Here is a 24414-nt window from a genome sequence, read left to right as displayed (position 1 = left end):
CTCTTAAGGCATATATTCTGGATTCTTTACGAATGGCCCAACAAATTTTCCACTCGGACTTAACGCCCGCGCCCCCATAATATCCGATGATTTTATGCCCCCTGGAACAGCAATTTCAAGCTCATTACGGAATGGACTACGGGTTCCCAACGTCGCATTTACATCTACCCCATTAGGCTGACCTCTCATAGTATAAACAAACCCACCTTCTTCCACCCCGGGAGCAGCGCGTGCAACGTTCGGTGATATTGAAGTTGAAACATATGCGCTGTTTCTGTTGGAAGTGGCATGGTTTAAGATATCCATGTTAGTGCCCTGCGGTTGGAATCCTTCATTAAAAACTACGGCAGGTGCACGATCATCACCACGGAAAATAAATCCTGATTTTCTCGTCGCAGCCGCATTCTCGATTGCCGCAGTGCTATTTGCCCCAGCAACCTCACCCACCTGCGCCGTCGCACCTGCCTTCGTCGCCAAATTGCTCACATTGGTAGTTTGTAGCAAACGGGGGGCAGAAAATCCAGCACCAATTTGAGTGCCAGCATATATTAGCTCGGACGTCTCCGGCGAGAGTCCTGTCATCTGGAAAAGCGACCCGCCGACGGTCGGGTGCACCTTCTTATCATAGACGCTTATACCACCAGAAACGGCAGTATCAACACCGGAAAGTCCCAAATAAAGACCGACTGCGGCCACTCCACATCCTACGCCCAAACTAGGAATACAGGTAGACAGCCCACCATAAACCATAGTGCCACCAACTCCCGCTTGCAGTGTCCCTCCAGTTGCCTGCAACGCCCCTGCTAATTGAGTATCGCGTCCAGCGTTGGGTTTCGACGGCAAGACGCCAGCCGCACATTCGGCAGTCACACACCGTGCAGTAGAGACAGGCGATGGAGTATTGGTATAGGTCGGCGCCTTGGTAAACAAGTAAGCACTGGTACTTCCTCCCGTGTTCTCTTGAATAAAAGTCATCAAATCGTTAGTTGGCCGGGTAGGCGCTTTCTCGAGTAAAGTGATTTGGTCGCCAGGAATAGACACCACAGGCATTGTATTGTCAGCTTTTAAGATCTCTTGTATCGTCTTGCCCGTTTTGATATCGACGTTCCTAACGAAGGTTTCCTGTGTATTTTCAGCAACAACAATATTGCCTGCCTCGTCACGCAACCCCGAATAGCGCATAGCGTCCAATATTTGCTTTTCGGTATATTTACCCTTGCTTAATTCAGCTAAGGCCTTTGCTTTCTGGCGATCACCCGGATGCAGCATCCGGTTATTGACATCGGTATTAAATGCTGTCGCCGCACCAGCCCCTCCTCCGGCAGCAACGCCAATCGACGTGGCTGCCGCCGCACCCAAGGCCTGCTTGACGGGTTCAGGCAGATCCATACCGTCGATCATCTCACCAATCTTGGGCATGGCCGCAGCGCTGGCCCCAGCGCCAAGCGCGCCACCGATACCTCCCGCAAGTGCACCGGCCGCCGTATGCGCAGCAACACGATAAACCCCGCCTTCCTCCCATTTCGCGGCCTCCGCCAGATCGCCCACATCCCTGGCATCTTTCATTTTCTTGTCAGCATAATCCCCGATCTCCTTCGCAGCCATTGAACCGAACGCCGCCGTGATTGCCATCTGCGCCTGTGTTTCCTTCTCCAGCTTCTTGCCGTCCCATGCCTTGTTCAAGGCACCGCTGCTATCTTTCTCGCTGTTGACATCGCGGTTCAATTCAGCCAGGATTTCCGTCGCCGTTTTGCCCGTCAGCGCCTGTTGCTTCTCGACGTCCGTGATCAAGATAGTGCCGCCGCTGATGCCCGAACTTGTCGTGCTGCTCTGGCTGCCCGACACGCTACCGATACCGGCCGAGCCGCCCGGCTTGGACTTCATCTTCGCTGCGTCCTTGCCTTCGGTCGTTTTGGCTGTGCTCTGATCGCCCATCTTGCCGCTGACCGACCCGTTCAAGCTGAACCCGCTCGCCGAATGCTGGTCCTTGTTTTGCAGCTCGCTTGTCGTCAATGTACCCGTGATGAGCGAGTTCTTGCCCTCCGTGATGGCCTTGCCGCTGCTGGCTATCACACCGGCCTGCAGATCGGTATTGCCGGCGACGTTGATCTGGAAGCCGCCGTCGCCCGCCTTGATGCCGCTTTGTTCCGTGACGCTGGCAAAGTCACCTTTGGCCTTGCTCTTCGAGACACTGCCGCCGACGCTGCTGGCGCCATAGCAGAACGGAGGAAGGCACAAGCTCATGTTGAAACCCGCGCTGCTGCTCTTGCTGGCGTAGGTGCTTGTATCTTGCAGGCTGATAATGTTCAGGTTGCCGCCGATGGCGCCCTTGACCGTGTCTGCCGCCAGGATCGCGCCTTGCAAGGTCGTATCGCCACCACTGATGATGGTCGCCGTCTTGCCAGCTGTCACATAGGTGTTGGTGTAATAGCTATCCGTGCCATCAGCCTTGCCGCGCGCCTGGTTTGCCGCAATATCGAGGCTGAAACCATTCTGCGCACCACCAAAGGTATAGCCGACGCCAATACTGGAACCGCTGCTGCTGTTCTTGCTCGTTTGCGTCGCCGTATTTTGCGCCGCAAGCAGATTGATCTTGTCGTCGGCGAACAAGGTAAGATTGCCGCCCGCGCCAATCTTGCTGCCGGCCACCGTCAAGTCGCTTCCCGCTCCTGCCCCGGTCGCAACGATGCTGACATTACCGGCTGCATTGACCGCGCTGCCAACCACGGTGCTGCTGCTCTGGTGCATCTCGCTTTCGCTCTTGCTGCTGCCCAGGCTGACGCTAATCTTGATGCCAGCAGTGTTGGTCAATCCCTTCGCAGCCATGCCAGCCAGATCCGTGGCCTTCGATGCCAAAGTCACGGCCGCCAGGGCCTGCATGCGCGAGTCCTTCGTCTGTTCGGCTGCTTTTGCCAGGCTGCCGATGCTTTTCACGGCGTCGACAATCGGCACGTTGACCGTGCCGCCAAGGGCCACCTTGCTGAAGGTCGTGTGTTGCTCGCTGGCATTGCTGTTGTACGCCTCCTTGATCAGCACATTCTTGCCCACGATGCTGATATCGCCAGGCAGGCCGCCATTCGCGCCCGCGCCTGTCGCCAGCACTTCGCTGGCCGTCTGCGTATACGTCTCGCCCGCGCGCAGCGACACATTGCCGCCCAGGCTGGCAATCTGGCTGCCCACTTGCGCCACGCCCGTGTTCTTGCCATCGCTGGTGGTTTTTACCGTGCCGAAGGCTGGCTGGGTGAAACTGCCGATAAAGCCGGACTTCTTGCTGAAGCTGCTCGACGTCGTGTCCTTGTCATTCTCGGCACTGACGATGCTCAGGTTGCGCAAGGCAGTCAAGTCAATGTTGCCATCGGCCACCACCGTACTGCCCTTGATGGCGACGTCGCGCCCACCCACCATCGTCACACTACCGCCACTGACGGCGCTGCCAGCCTGGGTAACGGTGCGGCCATCGTCGGCCTGGCTGGTCAGCGACTTGCTCAAGCCAAAGGCGCCGCTCTTCTTGACTTGCTTGGAGTGAATCTCCTTGCCGTCCAGCCCGACAGATTCGATGCTGATATCGTTTTTCGCAATTAAGTTTGCAGCCTCGTGCGCAAGTACCGATGAGCCCGCCACCTTCAGATCATGCCCGGCGACGATATCGACGGTATTGCCCGTCAATGAAGTCCCCAGCGCCGTGCTGGTCTGCACGAGATCGCGCGTGGTCGTGGTTTTGCTGGAGAAAGTACCGCTCTTCTTGACCTTGCTTGCCACATCCAGGCTGTCGGTGGCGACGCCGTTGACGAGGCTGATGTCATTGCCCGCCACCAGACCCAGCGCCCCGCCCGCCTGCACATCCGCAGCGCGGGCCAACAAGTCATTGCCCGCCTGCAGATTGACATTGCCGGCGCCGATGATCTGGCTGCCGACTTCGCCGGTCTTGCTTTCTTTGCGGTAATTGTTAGCGTTACGCACTTCGTCGTGGGTCGAGGCGACGGTGACGGTATTGAGGGTCAGGTTATGGCCCGCGATCAGGCTGGTCTGGCCATTTGCGCCCGCATTGGCGATGACGCCGCCAGTCAGCGTCATATCACGGCCCGCCTGCGCGATCAGCGTATTGCCTTCGCCCGTGCCAGTCACGTACATGCCTGCAACCTTGTCGACGACGGTGCTGGTTTCGCTGTTGCCTGCCCATTTCGAGCTGGCATTGCTGACCGTGGTCGTGACCACGTTGATGTCGCGCCCGGCGCCAGCGATGAGCTTGTCTGTCGCGATCACCTGGCCGCCGACATTATTAATGTCATTGCCCGCCATCATGACGATCTGCTTGCCGCCCAACTCGCTGCCCTGGCTAGTGCCTTTGGTCGAGCTGCTGCCATACCAGCTTTGACGCGTTTCTGTATCACGCGCCGTGGCAATATCGATATTGCGTTCCGCAGATAGCTGGAGCGTTTCCGCTGCCTGAACATTGGCCGCTTTCAGCTGGATATTTTCACCGGCACTCAGGCGAATATCGCCGGCAGATGAAATAGTACTGGCGGTTTCTTTGCTGGACGTGTCGGTCATATGCCGCTGCCCAGGACCGGCCAACTTGAACTCACTACCGCTGCTCACCGTCGTGACGGCAATATCACGGCCGGCTGCAATGCCAATACCGCCACCGGTATCCGTATTCACGACGGAAGCACCCGCGATAGTCACGTCACGCCCGGCAGATAACAGCAAATTACCGCTGCCGGCCGTGCCATTGCCAGTGACATATAGACCAGCCAGCTTATCCAGAGTGGTACGACTGTAGCTGTTTTTACCATCATTGCTGCTGGATGCCAGCGTGGAGGTCTTCACGTTGATATCCCTGCCCGCAGTGATTTGCAGTTCGCTGTTGGCGGAAATGGTGCCGCTGATGTTGTTCAGGTCGTTCGTGGCATGGGCCGAAATGGCATCGCCAGTGATGCGCCCGCCCAGGTTGTCGATATTTTCCGCATTCAGTTTGACGATCGTGCGTCCGGCAATCGTACCGCTATTGGTCAAATCGCCTTCGAGATTCAGGTTGACCTCCTTGCCGGCCAATAATCCCCCTTGGCCATCGATATCGCCCTCACGCACGCGCACATACACTTGCGGCGCCAACACTTTTTGCGTGCTGCCGTCGGCCAGCACGACTTCCTGTTCCACCAACCAGACGATATCGCTGGTCAGCCCCGCCATTTGCTCCGCTGTCAGCGCAATGCCGGGACGAATATCCCATTGTTTGGCAAAGGCAATGCCCTGATCCATCAAGGCCTTGTACTGCTGTTCGTCGTTGCTGTAGTCGCCCACGAAACGCTGTCCCGTCAGCGCGGCCACTTGCTCGCGCACCAGCCGCTGCTCATAGAAACCGTCCCCGAGGCGCTTTTGCGTCACGGACGGATCGCTTTTCACCTGCTTGAGCAGATAGTCGGAACCCGTCCATTCGCGGTAGCTGGCAAAGCGCGGATCGGTTTCCACCAGATAGCGGGACGATGGCGCAGAGCTCACTTTATACAGGCTGGCGTTCGGAATCTGCAGCGATGAACCAGTGGTCCGCACCACTTGTGCGCGCGTGGAAGGATTACCCAGTTTCACCTGGGTAATGCCATTCATGCGCACCTGCCCCATTCCACCGACAGCACCTGCGTGTGCCGCACTTCCTGTCGAAGCTGCGATAGCCACGTCTTTCAGCGGCTTCAACCCCGTTCCAGCGCTTGCTTGCGCGCCGTTGACACCGGCCAGTGCAGTCGGCGCCAGCGTTGCGATCTCGCCTGCCCGGCCAAGGGCGCCATCATGAGCGGCGCCGCCGGGTCCATTACCGCCTGATACCACCGTGACCGAACCCACAGACGAGCGAGATAACAAGGACGCATCAACGCCTGCGCCATGCTGGCCAGCACCGCTGGTGGCATCAACACGCGCACCGGACACTGTGTCAACTGCAACAGTGCGAGCCGCCTCCCCCGTGCGCGCGCTGCCAGTCATACCTTTACTACCGGATGCCAGCGCTGCGCTTTGTCCTGCAACAAGTCCTGCCGCCACAGTCGATGCATGATTCAATTCAGAGGCAGTACCGGCGGCGACACCTTTCGCTGCCTTGAGCTGGCTGGCCGGAGCGACACCGATGGCCGCATCTACGGCTGAATTACCAGCGCGGTCAGTTCTCTGGATGGTGCTTCCCCCATCGACGTGAGCGATTTCCTTGCCACTCACATTGCTGGCGTTTCCAACCCCGACCGAACCCAAGACAACATTTGACATATTAATACTTGCAGATGTATTCCCTATGTGCTCCGCCCCAGTGCTGACGCCAGCTGCTGCCACATTGGCAGGTCGGGTACCCTGGCCACCCGGCGCCGTAAATTGCTCGTTACGAGCCGTGTCAATATTGGCCGATGGAAAGCTCTCAGTTGTATCAATTGATGTGCCACTAACTTCTGTACAAAATGAACCCGGATTGCAGGCCATAGGCACGAAATAGTATGAGACGCCTTTCTCATGAATCCTTTTATCCCCTCGCGTAGTTTTGTTATGCAAAACTGCACGATCCATAGCCAACTCACCACCAGCAATAATATGACTATTGTCATTTACTATGTAATTTGAATTTATTTTTAATCTGCTACTTGCGATAATTCGTCCCGGATCAGAACTAACTATCGCACTTTCATAAATAGTTCGGGTTATATCCCGACGGTGGAAAGCTTGTGCCCCACCGTCTGGTGTCTTAATAGTGGAGAGTTCGCCGGGCATGTGCACGCGCAAAAAAATTTCTAATCCCGGAGTACCTTCGCGATACCAATTCGCGGATCCATATCTCTGATACTCGGTTACTGTTTCTGTCGTTTCCCGTCCAGCATCAAAAACCAGATGGTTATTGATGATATTGACCTGATTCGCACTCAGATCCAGATTCCCCAACGCCTCAATCGTCGCGCTGGCATTCGTCACCGACCCCGCCCAGCCCGTTGCGATGCGGTTGCCGTCCAGGTAGCCGCCGATGGCCATATCACCGCCGCTGAAGATCAGGCCGTGTTCGCGGTTGTTGAGTTTGGTGACGCCGATATCGAGGCGGTCACGTGCGGCAATGGTGGCCGCCACACCGCCTTCCACGTCATTGTTGATGGTGCCGCCGGCTATGCTCAGATGGTCGCCATAGATGCGGCCCGTGCCGACGTTGTTCAGCGTGCCCACGTTCAGTTGTGTGCTGATGCCATCGATCACGCCCCGGTTGTTCAGCACGCCACCGACATTGACGCGTGTCGTGCCCGCGTTGATGTCGCCCGTGCTGGCATTGTCGAAATTGGCGGCGCCCAGGGTCAGCATGCTGAGCGCCTGGATTTTCCCGGCATTGGTCAGCAATCCGCCGATGGCGATATCCGCATTGCCGTTGGCCATGATCTCGGCCCCCGCGTTCAGCGCAAAGTTGCCGGCTAGGTCCAGTGCCATATCTTTCTGTGACAGCACCTTGCCATCGCCGCTCAGGCTGCCTGCACGGATGTCGGTACGCTGGCCACCGATGATGGTGCCGCCTGTATTTGTCACGACCAGCCCGCGGCCGGGACCGCTATCGTGCAGCGACAGCGTGCTGCCGGCACTCAACATGCCCAGGGTATTGTTGACGCTGCCCGCGCTGTTGAGCGTCAGGTTGCCATCCGCGCGTACCGCGCCCTGTACATTGCTGACATTGGCGCTGTTCAGGATCACATGGATGCCTTCGATGCCCTGGTTCGCGCCCAGGGTGTTGGCATTGTCGATTCCGCCGCCCGTCACGGTGACGGCCGCGCCGGAGCGGATCAAGCCTTGCTGGTTGTTGACGCTGCCGCCACCGGCGTTCAAGCCGATATTGCCCAGCACCTGAATTTGCCCGCCCTGGTTCTGCAAGCCGCTCAGGGTCAGGTCCAGCGCCGACTTGCCGACGACCTGGCCGCCACGGTTGTCCAGCTGGCCCACGCTGCCCGTGATGTTGCCGGCCGCGCCCAGGTAGCCGCCCGCATTGTTCCAGCTGCCCGTTTGCAGGCGGAGGCCGGCGCCGCTGCTGATGCCGCCGGCACTGCCCGGATGGCGCACCGCGTACGCGCCCGCATTGGTGTTGAGTAAGGCGTTGCCGTGGGTATCGATGTTCATGGCACCGCCCGACTGCAGCAAGCCGCCATCATTGTTCAGGATGCCCGTCTGCAAGTTGACGGTTCCTGTGCCCGCCAGGGTGCCCTGCGTGTTGTTGAAGAGCTGGCCACGCGTGTCGAGCGTGACGTTCGCGCCCGCAATGGTGCCCTGCACGTTCGACAGGCCGCCGTTGCGCAAGATGATGTCGCCACCCGCTTGCATGGTGCCGCCATTGTTGACGGTGACGCCTGTAGAGATCACCTGCAGCTGGCCCTGTACCGAGGCCAGCTTGCCGCCGGCACTGTTGTCGACGCTGGCCGCGTTCACGGTCATATTGCCCGTGGCAGCCAGCAAGCCGCCCGCATTGTTGAATGCCTGCGCCACATTCGCCGTCAACTGGCCGCCCGCCGTGGCGCTGCCGCCCTGGTTCAGCAGATTTCCTGCGCCCAGCACCACATCGCCGCCACCGGCGATGGCGCCGCCATGGCTGTTGTCCAGCACGTTGTTCGCCGTCACCGTCAGATTGGCGGTACCGGCCGCCTGCAGCTTGCCGCCCTGGTTGTTCAGGGTCGGTGCAACAATCGTCGTGTTGCCGTTGCTGGCGATCGTGCCGCCGCGGTTATCCAGGCTGGTCGTCAATTGAATGCTGGTATCACCTTTACCCAGCTGCGTCAGGTTGCCGCCGGCATTGTCCAGAGTGCTTCCCGTCACGCTCAGTTGCTGCGCGATGGTGCTGGCGTTGCGGTGGTCGATGACGCCAGCCGCGACGACCAGCGCGCCATTGCCCGTGATCTGGCCACGCAAGTCATTGAGCTGCGTGGCCAGCAGGCTCAAGGTGCCGCTGCCAGCGTGTTCGATCTTGCCATCCGTATTCGTCAGGGAGGCTGCCTTCAGGCTCAGGTTAGCACTGTTGACGGCGATACGGCCACCAGTGTTGTCCAGCACGCCCGCTGGCGATGTCAGCTCGATGACGGTGTTGCCCGTGCCTGTTTGCACGATGCTGCCTTGCTGGTTGTTCAGGTTGGCCACGCCAACGGCCAGCTGGCCGGCGCTGATATCGCCGCGCTGGTTGTTCCAGGTCTGGTTATTCGCACCGGTCTTGATCGTCAAGGCCCCCGGCGTGGTGACCACGGCGCCGCTGGTGCTGACGTCGCCTGTTGTCGCCGTGAGGCTGATATTGCCGGCACTGCTGCGGCTGCCGCCGAGGTCGACGCTGCCGCCTGCCAAGACGGCATTGCCTGCCGCCAGCACCTGCCCGTGGGCACCCAGCGCCTGCTGCGCCGTGACCTGCAGATTGCCGCTCGCTTGCAAACTGCCATCGGCTTTCACTCCAGCGCCGATCAGGCTGGCCGCGCCGCTGTTGATGCTATTGGCGCTGATCGTGTTGTTGCCCTGGGCCAGGATCACGCCGGCATTCTCCAACGCTCCGCTCACCTTCAGCACTTGCTCGCCGCCGGCAAACAGGCTGCCGCTGTTGCGCACGCTGCCCGCCGTTGTCGTCAAATTGCCGCTGGCAACGATGCTGCCCTGTTCATTGAGCAGCTCGTCCATGGTCAATTGCGCATTGCCGCCCGCTGCCTGCAATTGTCCCAGGGTATTGTCCACCTTGCCGCCGGCCAGTGTCAGATCGCGGCCGGCAATAATCACGCCGCTGGTATTGTCCAGCTTGCCCGTCGCCGCCACATTGACGTCTTGCGCGGACGCAATACGGCCATGGTCGTTGAGCAACTCGCCCGTTTCCACGCGCACATTGCCATTCGCTTCGATCTTGCCGCCGCTATTGTCCAGGCGCGTGCTGGCCAGCACCGTTGCCGTACTCGTGCCCAGCTGCGTGATCTGTCCCTGGCGATTATCGAGAACGCCAGCAGAGACGTTCACCTGCTGCGCCAGCACGCTGGCGTTGCGGTGATCGATGTAATTGGCCGCCACGCCCAATGCACCGTTGCCCGTGATCTGGCCACGCTGGCCGTACAAATTCGTCGCGCGGATCGCCAGCGTGCCCGTACCTGCATGTTCGATCTTGCCATCCACATTCATCAAGTCGCCCGCCTGCAGGCGCAGATTGGCGCTGTTGACGGCGATGCGCCCGCCCGTATTGTCCAGCTTGCCCGTTTCGATGACCGTGTCGCCGGCGCCCGTCTGGATCAAGGTGCCCTTGGTATTGTCCAGGTTGGCAACGCGCAGGGACAGTTGCCCAGCGCTCAGGCTGCCACCCTGGTTGACCAGCGCCTGCCCGTTGGCAGCATTCGCCGTGATGGCCAGCAAGCCATTGGTCGACACGATCGCCTTGCTGGTCGTCACATTGCCCGTCAAGGCCGTCAAGCCGATGTTGACGGCACTGATCTGGCTGCCGGACACGTCGACCGATGCGCCCGTCAATTGCAGCTGGCCAGCCGCCATGTTCTGGCCGCCAGCCTGCAAGACACCGCCCGTTTTCACCGTCAGATCGCCAGCCGAGGCAAAGCTGCCACCGGCGCGCATGCCTGCCGCCAGCAATCCATTACCGCTCAGACTGCCCGCCGTGATCGTCGTATTGCCCAGGGCGGCAAGCGACCCTGTATTGCTCAGCAAGCCGCCGATGTCCAGGGTCTGGTTGCGCCCCGCATACAGCACGCCAGCGTTGAGCACGTCGCCGCTGACTTTGGCCGTGATATCCGTGCCCGCGCTGAGCGTGCCCTGCGCATTACGCACGCTGGCCGCATCCAGGCTCAAGGCGCCGATCCCTGCCTGCAACAAGCCGCGCGTATTGTCGATGGCGCCGCCCAGGTGCAGATCGGTCGCCGCCGCGATCACGCCGTCGGTATTGACGAGCGCACCGGTGCTGACGATGTCGGCGGAAGTGGCCGACGTGATCTTGCCCTTGCTGTTGTCCAGGCTCCCTGTCTGTACCGACAACACGCCATTGCCGGCGATTTCACCACTCGTATTGTCCAGCAATCCTGTGACGGCGACCGTCATGCCGCCCGCGCCCGTCTGCAGCAAATGGCCACCCCGGTTGCTCAGGCTGTCAGCCTGCACGCTCAGGGACCGGCCCGTGGTGGTGGCGTTGGCATGGTCAAACAGACCGGCCTGGAGATCGACGGCGCCATTGCCGACGATGCTGCCGCCGGCGCCCTGCAAGTTGGCCGCCGTGATGGCCAGGGTGCCATTGCCCGCGTGTTCAATCTTGCCGTCCGCATTCGTCAAGGTGGCCGCGCCCAGGGTCAGGTGAGTGCTATTGACGGCGATGCGCCCGGCACTGTTGTCCAACTTGCCAGTCTGGATAACGGTGTCGCCCGTGCCCGTCTGGATCACGCTGCCCTTGGTGTTGTCCAGCTTACCCACATGCAGCTCGAGTTGGCCGGCGCTGAGTTGCCCTTCCGTATTGCGCAAGGTATCTCGCGCATGGATCGTCAAGGCGCCAGGCGTGCTGACCACGGCTTGATGCGTGCTGACGTCGCCAGTGCGTGCCGTGAGATTGATCGTCGCTGCACCGGTCTGGCTGGCAGACAAGTCCACGCTGGCGCCCGTCAGGGCCGCCTTGCCCGCTGCCAGGTTCTGGCCATGCGCGGCCAGCGTTTGTGTAGTGCTGATCATCAGGTCGCCAGCCGTGCCCAGCTTGCCATCGGCCTGCATGCCCGCACCGATCAGGCTGCTTGCGCCGCTGTCGAGGCTGTTGGCTGTCAGGCTGGTGTTGCCCTGTGCCGCGATCACGCCTGTGTTCACGATGGCGCCGCTGGCGTTCAGGGTTTGATTTCCGGCCGCGTACAGGCTGCCGGTATTGTTCAGGCTAGCCAAGGTAGCGTTCAGGTTGGCGCCGGCAAACACGCTGCCCGCAGTGTTGTTCAGCTTGCCAACCTTCAAGGTCGCATCGCCTGCCACGGCTTGCAGCTGGCCCTTGATATTGTCGATGTCACCACCGGATAGTTCCAGATGACGCCCAGCTGCCACGGTTCCTTCCGTATTGTCCAGGGTGCCCACGTTCAACGCGGCATCCTGCGCCGCCACGATGCGGCCCGTTTTGTTCAGCAAGGTAACTGCTTTCACCAGCGCATCGCCGTTACCCTCGATCTTGCCACCCGTGTTGTCCAACAAGCCGGTCGCATTGATGCTCATCAAGCCGCTGCCCGTTTGCGCCAGGTTGCCGGCGCGGTTGTCCAGGCTGCCAGCATTCACTGTCAACTGCTGTGCAACCGTGGTCGCATTACGGTGGTCGAAGGCCGCCGCCGTGATATCAAGCTTGCCATTGCCAGTAAGCTTGCCGTGCTGATTATTGAACTGGCCCGCGTTGATGACCAGAACGCCCGCACCCGCTTGCTCCAGCTTGCCATTGATGTTCGTCAAGACCGTCGCGTTCAGTGCCAGGTTGGCGCTATTGACGGCGATGCGGCCACTCGTGTTGTCCAGCTTGCCAGTGGTGATGACGGTGTCGCCCATGCCCGTCTGCACGATGTCGCCGCTGGCGTTGTTCAGATTCGCCACATTCAGCTGCAGCTGACCAGCCACCAACTGACCCTGGGTATTCACCAGCGACTGGGCGTTGTCTGCATTTGCCGTGATGGCCAGCACGTTGCTGGCGGAAATCACCGCCTTGTTGGTCAGCACGTTGCCGCTGCGCGCCGTGATATTGACGTTTGCCGCACCTGTCTGGCTACCCGAAAGATCGACCGATACGCCTGTCAGCATGGCGCTGCCCGCTGCCAGGTTCTGGCCGCTCGCCTGCAAGACACCATCGGCATTGATGGTCAAGTCGCCCGCCGTGCCCAGGCTGCCATCGGCTTTCACACCCGCGCCCAGCAAGCCGCTGCTGGTGACTTTGCCGGCGGAAATATGGGTGTTGTTGACGGAGGCAATCGAACCCGCGTTGTTGAGCACGCCGCCCACCGTCAATTGCTGGTTGCGGCCGGCATACAGCAGGCCGGCATTGTTCAGGTCACCGCTCACTTTTGCCGTCAGGTCCGTGCCGGCGCTGACCGTGCCCTGCTGGTTCAGCAAGGTCGCAACATCAAGACGTAAATTGTCCGCCTGCAACACGCCGCGCGTGTTGTCGATATTCACACCACCAACGTGCAAGTCGGCAGTCGCGGCAATTACGCCATCGGTATTGTTCAGTACACCCTTGCTGACGATATCCGCCGACGCAGCGGACGTGATGCGGCCCTTGCTGTTGTCCAGCACGCCCGCTTGCACGGACAAGATGCCTGTTCCCGCATGCTCGATCTTGCCATCGCGGTTCGTCAGCGTGGTCGCATCGAGAGTCAGATTGTTGCTGTTGACGGCGATGCGGCCGGCCGTGTTGTCGAGACTGCCCGTCTGAATGACAGTATCGCCTGTGCCCGTCTGCAGCACCGTACCCATGGCGTTGTCCAGATTGCCTACGTGCAGTTCGAGCTGGCCCGCCTGCAAGGCACCTTCCGTATTGTGCAGGGTCGCGCTGGTCGTCACATTCAGCTTACCTGGCGTCGTTACCACCGCTTTATTCGTGCTGACCTCGCCCTGTGTTGCCGTCAGGCCGATGTTGGCGGCGCTGGTCTGGCTACCACTAATATCAACCGAGGCACCGGTCAGATTGGCATTGCCTGCCGCCAGGGTCTGGCCTTGTGCAGCAAGATCCTGTGTGATGCTGATGGTCAGGTCGCCAGCCGTGCCCAGCTTGCCATCGGCCTGGATACCCGCGCCGATCAAGCTGCTTGCGCCGCTGTCAAGACTGTTTGCCGTGACGCTGGTGTTGTCCTGCGCCGCGATCACGCCCGTGTTCACGATGGCGCCGCTAGCGCTCAGGGTCTGGTTACCGGCAGCATACAGGCTGCCGGTGTTACTTAAAGTGTCGAGCGTGGCGTTCAGGTTGGCTCCGGCAAACACGCTGCCTGCCGTGTTATTGAACTTGCTAACCTTCAAGGTCGCATCGCCAGCGACAGCCTGCAATTGTCCTTTGGTATTGTCGATGTCGCCACCGTTCAACGCCAAATTACGGCCGGCAGCCACCGTGCCATCCGTGTTGTCCACGCTGCCGATGTTCAACTCGGCATCCTGGGCCGCCACGATACGGCCCGTGTAGTTCAGCAAGGTAGCTGCTTTGACCAGCGCATCGCCGTTACCCTCGATTTTGCCGCCCGTGTTGTCCAGCTGGCCGGTGGCGCTCACCGTCATCAGCCCGGTACCCGTCTGCGCCAGGCTGCCACTGCTATTGTCCAAGCTGCCAGCGTTCACCGTCAGCTGGTTCGCCACGGTCGTGGCGTTGCGGTGATCCAGGGTGACTGTAGTAATGTCAAGCTTGCCATTTCCCGTGATCTTGCCGTGCTGATTATTGAACTGGCCCGCGTTGATGGCCAGAACGCCCGCACCCGCGTGTTCCAGTTTGCCATTGATGTTCGTCAAAACAGTCGCGTTCAGGGCCAGGTTGGCGCTATTGACGGCGATGCGGCCACTCGTGTTGTCCAGCTTGCCTGTGGTGATGATGGTGTCGCCTGCGCCCGTCTGCACGATCTCGCCGCTGGCGTTGTTCAGGTTCGCCACATTCAATTGCAACTGACCGCCCACTAGCTGCCCCTGGCTGTTCACCAGAGCTTGACCATTGGCCGCATTGGCAGTAATGGACAGCAGATTGCTGGCAGAAATCACCGCCTTGCTCGTCTGTACATCGCCGCTGCGCGCAGTGATGGCGATGTTGGCGGCGCCTGTCTGGCTACCCGAAAGATCGACCGACACGCCTGTCAGCACCGCGCTGCCCGCTGCCAGGTTCTGCCCGCTCGCCTGCAAGACGCCATCGGCATTGATGGTCAAATCGCCCGTCGTGCCCAGGCTGCCGTCGGCCTTGATACCGGCGCCCAGCAAGCCGCTGCTGGTCACTTTGCCGGCGGTAATATGGGTGTTGTTGACGGAGGCAATGGAACCCGTGTTGTTCAGCACGCCGCCGACCGTCAATTGCTGGTTACGGCCTGCATACAGCAGGCCGGCATTGTTCAGGTCACCGCTCACTTTGGCCGTCAGGTCCGTGCCGGCGCTGACCGTGCCCTGCTGATTCAGCAAGGTCACAGCCTCAAGACGTAAATTGTCCGACTGCAACACGCCACGCGTGTTGTCGAGCCCGATACCCGTCAACTGCAGCGCCTGCGTAGCGACAATCACGCCATCGGTGTTATTCAGTACACCCTTACTGACGATCTCCGCCGAAGCAGCCGAGGTGATGCGCCCCTTGCTGTTGTCCAGCACGCCTGCTTGCACTTGCAGGCCGCCATTGCCGGCGATGCTGCCACGCGTATTGTCCAGCGTTTGCGCCACATCTACGCGCATCTGCCCTGGCCCCGTCTGCTGCAGGGTACCATCACTATTGTCCAGCTGGCCGGCCTGCACTGTTACTTGTTGCCCGGACGTCACTGCCTGGCGGTGATCGATTGTTTCCGCCTGGATAGCGACCAGGCCATTGCCCGTCACCTTGCCCCGCTCGTCGTCGAAACGCGCCGCGTCGATGCTCAGGCTGCCCGTGCCCGCGTGTTCGATGCTGCCGTCGCGGTTCATTACCTTGTCGGCATGCAGCGCCAGCTTGGCACTGTTGACGGCGATGCGCCCGCCCGTGTTGTCCAGTATGCTGCCTTGCAATGCCGTGTCGCCATTGCCCGTCTGGATCAGGGTGCCGCTGCGGTTGTCGAGCGAACCTGTTTTCAGGTCCAGCTGCCCCGCGCTCAGGGTGCCGCGCACGTTCGACAGCGCCTGGCCGCTGCCGGCCGCCGCCACGGACAGCAGGCCGGTGGTCGTCACCAGCGCGTTATCGGTGACGACATGGCCCGCGCTGGCGTTCAGAGTAATCGCCGCGCCGCCCGTCTGGCTGCCGCTCAGGTCGATGGCGGTGGCGGTGGCGTGCATGCTGGTTTTGCCGGCGGCCAGGTTCTGGCCGTGGGCCGCGATCGCTTGCGTGGCCGTCAGCTGCAGCTGGCCGCTGCCGGCCAGGCTGCCGTCGGCGCGGATGCCCGCGCCCAGCAGACTGCCAGCCGTGCTGTCGATGCGGCTGGCATCGATGCGGTTATCGCCCTGCGCGGCAATGACGCCGCTGTTGCTGACGGCGCCGCTCACCTGCAGCGCCTGGCTGCCGGCCGCGTACAGGTTGCCGCTATTGAGCACTTCGTTGGCCCGGGTGGCAAGGTCGCCACCGGCAAACACGCTGCCGGCCGTATTGTTCAGCTTTGCCACGGACAGGCTGGCATCGCCCGCCACTGCCTGGATCTGGCCACGCGTATTGTTGACGTCGCCACTATCGAGGCGCAGCTTGCCACCCGCCGCCAGGGTCGCCTCTGTGTTGTCCAGCGCGCCTGTGGACAGTGCCAGGTCCGTGCCCGACACGATACGGCCCTTCTGATTCTGTACGCCAGCCGCCTGCACAGTCATCGCGCCATTGCTTTCCAGCGCGCCACCGCGGTTGTCCAACCCGCCGCGCACCTGCACGCCGGTCGCGCCCTGGCCGCTCTGCGCCAGGCTGCCGCCCTGGTTGTCCAAGGTACCGGCGTTGATGCTGAGTTGCCCCGCCACCGTGCGGGCATTGCGGTGGTCGATGTGTTCGCCAGTCAGCGCCATGGCGCCATTGCTGAGGATGCTGCCGCGCTGCAAGTTGATCTGCGTTGCGCCAATCTCCAGCGCGCCCGTGCCCGCATGCTGAATTTGACCGTCCTGGTTGCTCAAGCTGGCCGCCTGCAGGCGCAAGGCCTGGCTATTCGTGGCGATGATGCCGCTCGTATTGTCCAGCGCTCCCGGCAATTGAATCGCCAGGTCGCCGGCGCCCAGTTGCATGATCTGGCCGCCCACGTTCGACAAGTCGTGCGCGTTCACGCCCAGTTGCTGGCCCGTCAGTTGTCCGCCATCGCTGCGCACGGTCTGCGCCGCGTCCAGCTGCAGGCGCTCGCGCGCACTGACCTGCGCGCGGCTGGCGTTGAGGTCGCCAGCACTGGCGCCCAGGCTGACGTTTCCCCCCGACACTTGTGCGTCGGCCAGTTCCAGCCGGCGCGCGGACAGCTTGCTGTCGCCGCCCGCCACGGCCGTGCCATGCACGGCCACCAGATCGTCCGCCAGCACGTTCAGCTTGCCGCTGCCCGACAGGGTGTTATCCAGGTTGAGACCGGCGGCCAGCACGGAACCCGCCCCCGTATCGATACGCGAGGCGGCGCCCGTTGCCTGCACACTGGTATTGCCCTGGGCCGCAATCACGCCACTGTTCGCAATATTGCCCTGCGCCTGCACCTGGCTATCGCCGCCCGCGTACACGGTGCCGCTGTTGGCCACGTCTCCCGTGACGGCAATGCTCGTCTGGCTGCCGCTACCTGCCGACTGGATATTGCCGTTGTTGCTCAGCCAGCCATTCGATTGCAGCACCAGGTTGCCCGCCGTGGCCGCCAAGACGCCCGCATTGCGCACGCCCAGGCCCGCTTCCGTGCCGATCAGGGTGATCTTGCCGGCATACATGCCGCCCAGTTGCGCCACGTCCAGCGCGTAGGCTGGGGCTGGCCCCACGCCAGACGCAGCGCCCGCCACGCCATGCGCCGCATCAATCTGGTTGGCGCCCGTCACCACTTTCAATTCCTGCGCCCAGATGCCGCCATTGATCTGCGCGGCGCGCGCCAGGATCGCCGTGTAGTCGCTCAGCGACGTGTCCAGGCCCCGCCCGTTGATGCTGACCACGCCGCGCTGCACCATGTAGCCGTCCAGGTTGCCGCCGTTGAGGATCGGTGTTCCCGTCGTCAGCGTGACCCGGCTGGCATTGATGAAACCGCCGCCATCGATGGCCACGCCGGCCGGGTTGGCAATGACGACTTCGGCCCGCTGGCCTGCCACCTCGACGTAGCCGCGCAGCTGGCTGGGGTTGGCCGAATTGACTTCGTTGAGGATGACGCGCGCGCTGCCGCCCGCCAGCCACGGGTTGCCCTGCACCCAGCCGCCCGTCTGTGTCTGCACATTGCCGCGGCTATTGTTCAGGATGGCGCCATTCGCCGTCACGTCGAACTGGCTGTAGGTATTGCGCGACACGCCGGCCGCGCTCGGCGTCTGGATGTTCACCTGCGTCACGCCGTTGGCGCTTTGCACCACGGTCGGACGCTGCCGGCCCGGCGCATTCGGGTCGGCCACGATCTGTCCCATGGCCGGGCCGGCGACAAAGGTCACCATGCCCAGCGCGCTAAAGATAGCCAGCGCCAGCGGCCTGATGGTCGCATTCACTCCCGCCCCATCCCCGCCGAACACGCCGCTGTCCAAGCCACCCTCTCCCTTGGCTGCCTTACCTTGCGAGGAAGCGTTTTCAGCGACGACCATCAGTTGGCCACGGCGTTTATTGAAGATGATGCGGTACAGGTTCTTGTTCATGAAATGTCCTACTGACAACTAAATGATGCGATAAAGGGGGGAAGAACGGCTGGCGGGTGGCGGCGTCTTAGTAACTGGCGTTCAGGCTGAAGCCGGCCGTACGGCTGGCCGTGCGGAAGAGTTCAGGTTTATGCACGGGCCAGCCGACAAAGGCGTCGTACTGCACGCCCAGCCACTGGCCGCGCATACCGACGAATCCGCCTGTCAAGCGCCGCGCAATCAGCCACTCGGCGGATGGTCCCGAGACTTCGCCATGGTCGAGACCGGCATACGCTTCCTGGCCGCTGCTGCCCAGCGGCACGCCGAGCTCGTTGCGCAGCAGCCAGCCCCGTTCGGCCGACAGGCTGCTTTCACCGTCATAGCCGCGCACCGTGTAGCGCCCGCCGATGGCGAAGCGGTCTTGCGGCACCAGCGGCGTGCGGTTGTGCTGCATGCGCCAGCTGGCTGAATAACGCAGCGGCTGGCCAGCCAGCGTGAACGGCGCCGACAGGGCCGCGTCGGCCAGCAGCAAACGCATGCGCGAAGTGCCTTCGCCAAACGCTTCCTCGGGCGCGGCCAGCGCATCCATCGCGCCCGTACCGCGCCGGTATTGCAGGTTGAGGTCAAACGTGGCCTTGCCCACGAATTCACGGTGGCCAATACCGATTTCCCAACCTGCCATGCGGCGGCGCTGCACTTCCACTTCCGTGTCATCGATGAAATTTTGCGCGGCGCGCTGCCAGCCGCGCAGGGAAACCGTCGTCTTGCGCGACGCATCGCGGTAGACCATGCGCGACAGTTTCACTTCGCGATTCTGGCTGGCGCCGCTGTAGTTGTAGTCTTGATTGATGCCGGCCACGGACTGGTGGTAATGGCTGTCGCTGACCGTGAAGGCCAGCAGCCAGTAGGCGTAGGGAATCGAATAATGCGCCACCATGCCGGCCGTGCCGCGCGGGCCGTTGCGGTCGCCGTCAACGTTCTGGTTCAGGCTCAGGTAAAACAGGTCGTTCAGGGTCAGCCAGTGGTCATACGACAGGGTCACGCTACCCTGCAGCTTGCCCGTCGAGCGCGAACCGCCATCGTCGAGGCCCAGCGCCAGGCGAAACGGCAAACCCTGCTTCCACTGGATCTGCAGGTCGCTCTCGCCCGGCTTCGCGTTGCCGCCCTCGGCCGGCATGATCTGGATATCGGCTTCGGCCGTCGGCACGCGCTTGAAGTTTTCCAGCGCCTGTTCCGTATCGCGCACATTGAGCAAGTCGCCCGGGCGCGCCGGCACGGCATTCCACCAGGTGGCGCGGGGATTCGTGCCGGGTGCAAAGCCGATCTGGCGGATACGCCCTGGTATCAGGCTCAAGGCCAGCGTGCCACGGCTCAAATCCTGAGGTTCGGCAAGCACGCGCGTGGTGACGTAGCCGCGCGCGATGATGGCGTTTTGCAGCCGCCCCATCAGTACATTGATGGCCTGCGTGCCCAGGCAGCGCCCCAGCGGAGAATCAGGCGCGCCCAGGTCGTCGCGCCCGGCGGCGGCCATCGCCCACTGGAACTGCGCGGCGTCCTCTCCCCGCAGTTCGAGATGACTAATGGTAAAGCACGGCGATTCGCCTTCAGGAAGGCGATTGGCGGAGACGGCTGCCGGCGCCTCGAGCAGGCGCACGTCGGGATTGCGCTCCTGCTGCTGGCGCAGGAGGCGCTCACGTTCTTGCTGGCGTATCAGTTCTTGGCTGGCATCATCGCGCTGGCTGGTGCCAGGCGTATTGGGAAGGGGCGGCGCGATTTCGGGACGGGTCTGCGCGGACACGGCGGCGCACAAGGTGCCGCTAAACAAAAATACACCGCACCATGGCGTCAAGCGCAGGTGCATATGTTACCTTACGTAATTATTTACTCAAGTAGATTATAAAATAAATATTTCCACATGGCAATTTTATTTATTTCTTGAGAACTTTACCTCTTTGGTAACTGCCTTTTAACTATCCAATTACCACCAGTAAAAAGCAGCGCCGCCTTGTGGCAGCAGAACAGGCAATGGGACCCGGTATCGATGGCATAAAAAAAGCCCTGTAAAAACAGGGCTTTGGCTTACTCAGTCATTCCGGCACACAAAATTTCCCACAGGAAACTCACTCCCACTCGATTGTCAATGAGACTGCTATGCCTTTGATTTTTCAGTGTTTTCCACGTTATTCAGTTGCCGACACCCTCAGAAATACCCACACGGGATCAGTACTTCACTAGCGACAACAATCAATCTCACAAACATATGGCCCAACCACTTACTACGGCCTATACCATGCTCCACACTGCCGCCGCTTTTCACGTATCGAGCAAAACAGTCAGTCGAGCCGTATCAGCATTTGGTAAAGCACAACTTGCTACAGATCGAGACGACCAAGGCTGAGATCGTGTACGAATACCGGACCTGACCCCGGCCCCCGGTGCTTTATGCTTTACATGCCCAGCTTGGTCGCACGTCGCCACAATCGCATTCTGTGACGTTTTGCCGAACGCTTGTCTGCAACTGGCATGGCGAAAAAAGCCGTGATTGGAGCGATAATGCACAAACTAGCACATCTGATCTATGGTGTGATCCATACTGACAAGCCCTTTGATGCGCATTATTTGGCAAAAGGACTTGCCATTCAAGACGGTATCTGCCCCCGGCCTCCTGGCTTTTCGCTTATGCAGATCGAGACGGCCAAGGCTGAGATCGTGTACGAATGCCTCGCTGACCCCGGCCTCGCTCGCTATTTGCCCCAACTGTTAAATTGGAAAATCGTCTAAATAGGATTGCAACTCATCGAGGGCAACACCGGGCGCTCCGAGTTCAAGCCAGATTTCAAATTGCTCCGGATGGGCAAACCACTTACGCCCATTGACTTCAACCATCGGAGTCGAATCTCCATATTTCGACAGATATTCTAAATGATGTATGACAAGTTGCCATGCACTTTGCTCATATTCAGACATGTCAATCGGGGACTCTTCGCCTTTATTATATTTTGAGATTCCCACCACGATTTCATATAAGGCGGCATATCTTTTCGCCGCCATAACCTGCCGAAGGATGGCTATTAAAGGGCTAGCAGTTTTATCGCTTTTCACTATCGATCTCCTTTGATCGTTTTAGTTACAGGGTCAAACGAAATATTTCCATATCCAAGTTTTACCCGAATTGCAGCAGCGGGCGTGTTTCGAGCGGCATCCAACGGAACCATGCCTCGGCCTAAATTGGTCTCGTATATAGATAAGTTATCGATTCCCAAGGTGCCAGAAATGGACTTTACGTTTCCTGGGCCAACAGACTCTATTGCTCTGGACATGATCTCCGTGCCGATTCCGCTTCCACGATTAGCAGTGTACAACTTGTCGACCCTGAGTTCGCCCGTTGCCGGAACGAATGAGCCATCAAACATTTGGCTGAACCCGTTAGGATTTTTGCGGCTCGGGATGACAACTTCGCCATTGGGTAAAACAAATTGATGGGAATTCACCTTAACACTCGTGAACTTACCAAAATCGCTAAGTGATTCATTGAAATCAAGCGAAGCTTTAGAATTGCGAAAAGGAACGAAAGCTTCTGCTGCATTTGCCCCGCCACCCAGCAGGAGAACACCTGGCTTTGCAGTGCTCGGCACTGCCGAATTTTGTACGCCCGGCCCTCGTCGCAAGGTAGGAACCTGGGCACCAGTGGTCTGCTGCGCCACTGCTTCATACCCGCCTGTCTTGGCATTTTGGATTGCGACAACAACGCCATTGCGATCCAATATTTCGGCATTCCGGATGATGGTCGTGGTGCCGCCAAGCATATCGGCGCCGGCCTTCGATACATTCACCGCAACGCGTACACCACCGGCAAGCGCCGCACCGCCAAGTTCCGCTGTGAGTACGTTGACAGGTGCAGTCCGGACCAGATCCTCCATCTTCCGACCAGCAATGTAACCCAATTCAGACTGCCGTCCCTGAATTTCCAGCAGCGTACTGTACGCAGCATTTTCGTGCATTTCATCGAACATTCCTACCTTGTCACTCGTCGCCGATTGAATCAAGTACTTGGGAATCGATACAATACCGCCGATGAAATTGCCGACGTCACCGAGGATCGTTGAATCCCTGCGCGCGTCCTTTTGCCCCTTTGCAAAGGCAGCGTCGTACCGAAGCTGCGAGCCGGCATCCCGGCGAGTATCGATCTGGTTATTCAGGAACGCCTTGACGTTGGCATTGGCGCCGCCGGCGTCTATCATTGTCCTGAGGTTAATTCGTTCGTCACGATATTCGTTCAACGATTTCACCACGAAGCCAGCGTGACGGCCGGCATCATCGGCGTAGCTCAATTTGGCCGAAGCGGCTTCCTTTTTGATGAATGCCTCGGTGCCTGCATCGCGACCGTTGAGTGCCGCCCAATGCTCGTCAACCATCGCGGCGCCGAAACGGTCGAGTGCCTGACTGGCCTGTGCTTCCGTCAACTTCTGGCCTTTTCCCTCCATATAGGCGATATACCGCCCGATACGCGATTTGTCGTGCAGGAAATCTATTTCACTCAAGTGCAGCTGACGGTTATTGAGGTCCACCGTCTGCGCCGTGCCTGCGCCCTGCGCCGCGCCGGTCAGCGTACTAGCGCCACCCTGGCCACCTGCGGCCGAAGCCGCAAGTCCGCCCAGCGCCCCACCCAGCGTGGCGAAAGTTTCCTGATAGGTGTTGACGAGCGTTGTCCTGGCCTCGTCCGTCAAGTCCAACTTGGCAGCCGCAGCTTCGCCCAGCGACTTACCCAGTTGCTGGCCCTGATTGCCCGCCACGACGCCACCAGCGGCGCCTAACGCGCCACCACCACCGTTCGCAGCACCACCAATCAAGCTTTGGGTAGCCACGTGCAAGCCGATCCGGTAGACGCCGTTGTCGCCCCAGTTGTCGGCTGTCTGCTTTGCTTCCGCAGCTTTAGCGGTGTAATCGTTCGCCTGCTCGATATCGCCATTCGCCTTCGCTTGCTTGCTCAGCTCGTCATACCTCAGGACGTCGCGCAGCGCGGCATCTTGTTTCGTCTTGCCGATTTCGCCCACCATGTTCGCCGCCAGCGGCGCCGCTGCCTTGACGAATTCCTTGGTCACGTCCATCGTCGCCTGCAGCGCTGCCTTGTCGAAATTATTGCCAATTTTCCCGCTGGAATCCACTCCAGTTGTTACGTCGCGGTTGATTCCGGCGATAGCTTCATCCGCACCCTTGCCCGTCGCCGCGCGCTGGGCCGCATCATCGGTGATAACGAGTGTGCCGCCGCTGATGCCGCTGCGCGTGGTACTGCTGGAATTTTCGCTAGTCCCCACGATAATAGGCACGCCTGCGGTTTTGGCATCCTTCTCGCCGCCGACATTGGTGAGGTTGTCGTTTTTAGGCCCCGTACCTGCGAACGACATCCCACCCGACACCCCAACACTGCTGCCCTTCGATATCGCATGATTGGCGATATCGCTATACGTCAAAGTCGACGTAATCAGGCTGCTGTTCAGCTTGCCCGCCTCCGTGGCACTGATGACGGCGCCTTTCAGGTCCGTATTGCCACCCACCTTGATCTGGAAGCCGCCGTCACCCGCCTTGATGCCGCTCTGCTCCTGCACGCTGGCATAGTCGTTGTGCATATTGCTCTGGCTATAGCTGCCGCTGACGCTGGCACCGAAGCCGACCGTGCCGCTGACGGAGATGCTCTGGCTCTTGCTGTCGAACTTGGCCGTGTCCTGCAGGCTTTCCACGTTCAGGTTGCCCTTGATATCGGCAATTACCTGGTTGGCGCTGGCTACGGCGCCCTTGATGTTGGTGTCGCCACCGCTTGTGATGACCAGCTTGTCGCCCGCATTGACGTGGGTATTGAGCTGCTTCGTGCCGTCGCCATCTTCATGGCCCTTGCTTCCGCTGACGCTGGCCGTGAAGCCGACAGACATGCCCTTGCTGCTGATGCTGGCCGCCACGCCAGCCGACGCGCTCATGCTTGAACTCTTGCTGTGCTGGCTTTCCGTATCCTGCGCC

5 protein-coding genes are annotated in these 24414 nt (G+C 60.4%); 1 reads left to right on the top strand and 4 read right to left on the bottom strand.

What is annotated here, in order from left to right; translation table 11 throughout:
- Nucleotides 1-3 precede the first annotated feature (3 nt).
- Both ACQ4WY_RS26350 and ACQ4WY_RS26345 read right to left on the bottom strand, forming a co-directional pair.
- A complete protein-coding gene (locus ACQ4WY_RS26350; RefSeq protein ID WP_436506629.1) occupies nt 4-18423 on the bottom strand; it encodes a two-partner secretion domain-containing protein in 18420 nt (6139 codons plus the stop codon).
- A 67-nt stretch (nt 18424-18490) separates the two neighbouring features.
- Nucleotides 18491-20263: a ShlB/FhaC/HecB family hemolysin secretion/activation protein gene (locus ACQ4WY_RS26345; protein WP_436506628.1), complete on the bottom strand. Its 1773-nt coding sequence runs from the start codon at nt 20261-20263 to the stop codon at nt 18491-18493.
- Nucleotides 20264-20925: 662 nt separating this feature from the next.
- On the opposite strand from ACQ4WY_RS26345, the gene ACQ4WY_RS26340 reads away from it, so the two are divergent.
- Nucleotides 20926-21183, top strand: coding sequence for a hypothetical protein (locus ACQ4WY_RS26340; RefSeq protein ID WP_436506627.1), 258 nt, complete (start codon nt 20926-20928; stop codon nt 21181-21183).
- Here ACQ4WY_RS26340 and ACQ4WY_RS26335 read toward each other — a convergent pair.
- Both ACQ4WY_RS26335 and ACQ4WY_RS26330 read right to left on the bottom strand, forming a co-directional pair.
- A complete protein-coding gene (locus ACQ4WY_RS26335; protein ID WP_436506626.1) occupies nt 21163-21504 on the bottom strand; it encodes a hypothetical protein in 342 nt (113 codons plus the stop codon). The two genes, ACQ4WY_RS26340 and ACQ4WY_RS26335, sit on opposite strands and share 21 nt — an antisense overlap.
- A partial coding sequence (locus ACQ4WY_RS26330; RefSeq protein WP_436506625.1) for a hemagglutinin repeat-containing protein occupies nt 21504-24414 on the bottom strand: 2911 nt, incomplete at its 5' end. The genes ACQ4WY_RS26330 and ACQ4WY_RS26335, both read right to left, overlap by 1 nt.

This window comes from Janthinobacterium salmonicoloratum, from assembly GCF_051380845.1.
Classification (GTDB): Bacteria; Pseudomonadota; Gammaproteobacteria; order Burkholderiales; family Burkholderiaceae_D; genus Janthinobacterium; species Janthinobacterium lividum_F.
The sequence above is the reverse complement of the archived record's forward strand: the minus strand, read 5'-3'. Positions and strand labels throughout refer to the sequence as shown.

Coding starts and splice junctions, on each gene's coding strand:
- ACQ4WY_RS26350 (WP_436506629.1), bottom strand. CDS start 18,423: ATGAACAAGAACCTGTACCGCATCATCTTCAATAAACGCCGTGGCCAA.
- ACQ4WY_RS26345 (WP_436506628.1), bottom strand. CDS start 20,263: ATGCACCTGCGCTTGACGCCATGGTGCGGTGTATTTTTGTTTAGCGGC.
- ACQ4WY_RS26340 (WP_436506627.1), top strand. CDS start 20,926: ATGGCGAAAAAAGCCGTGATTGGAGCGATAATGCACAAACTAGCACAT.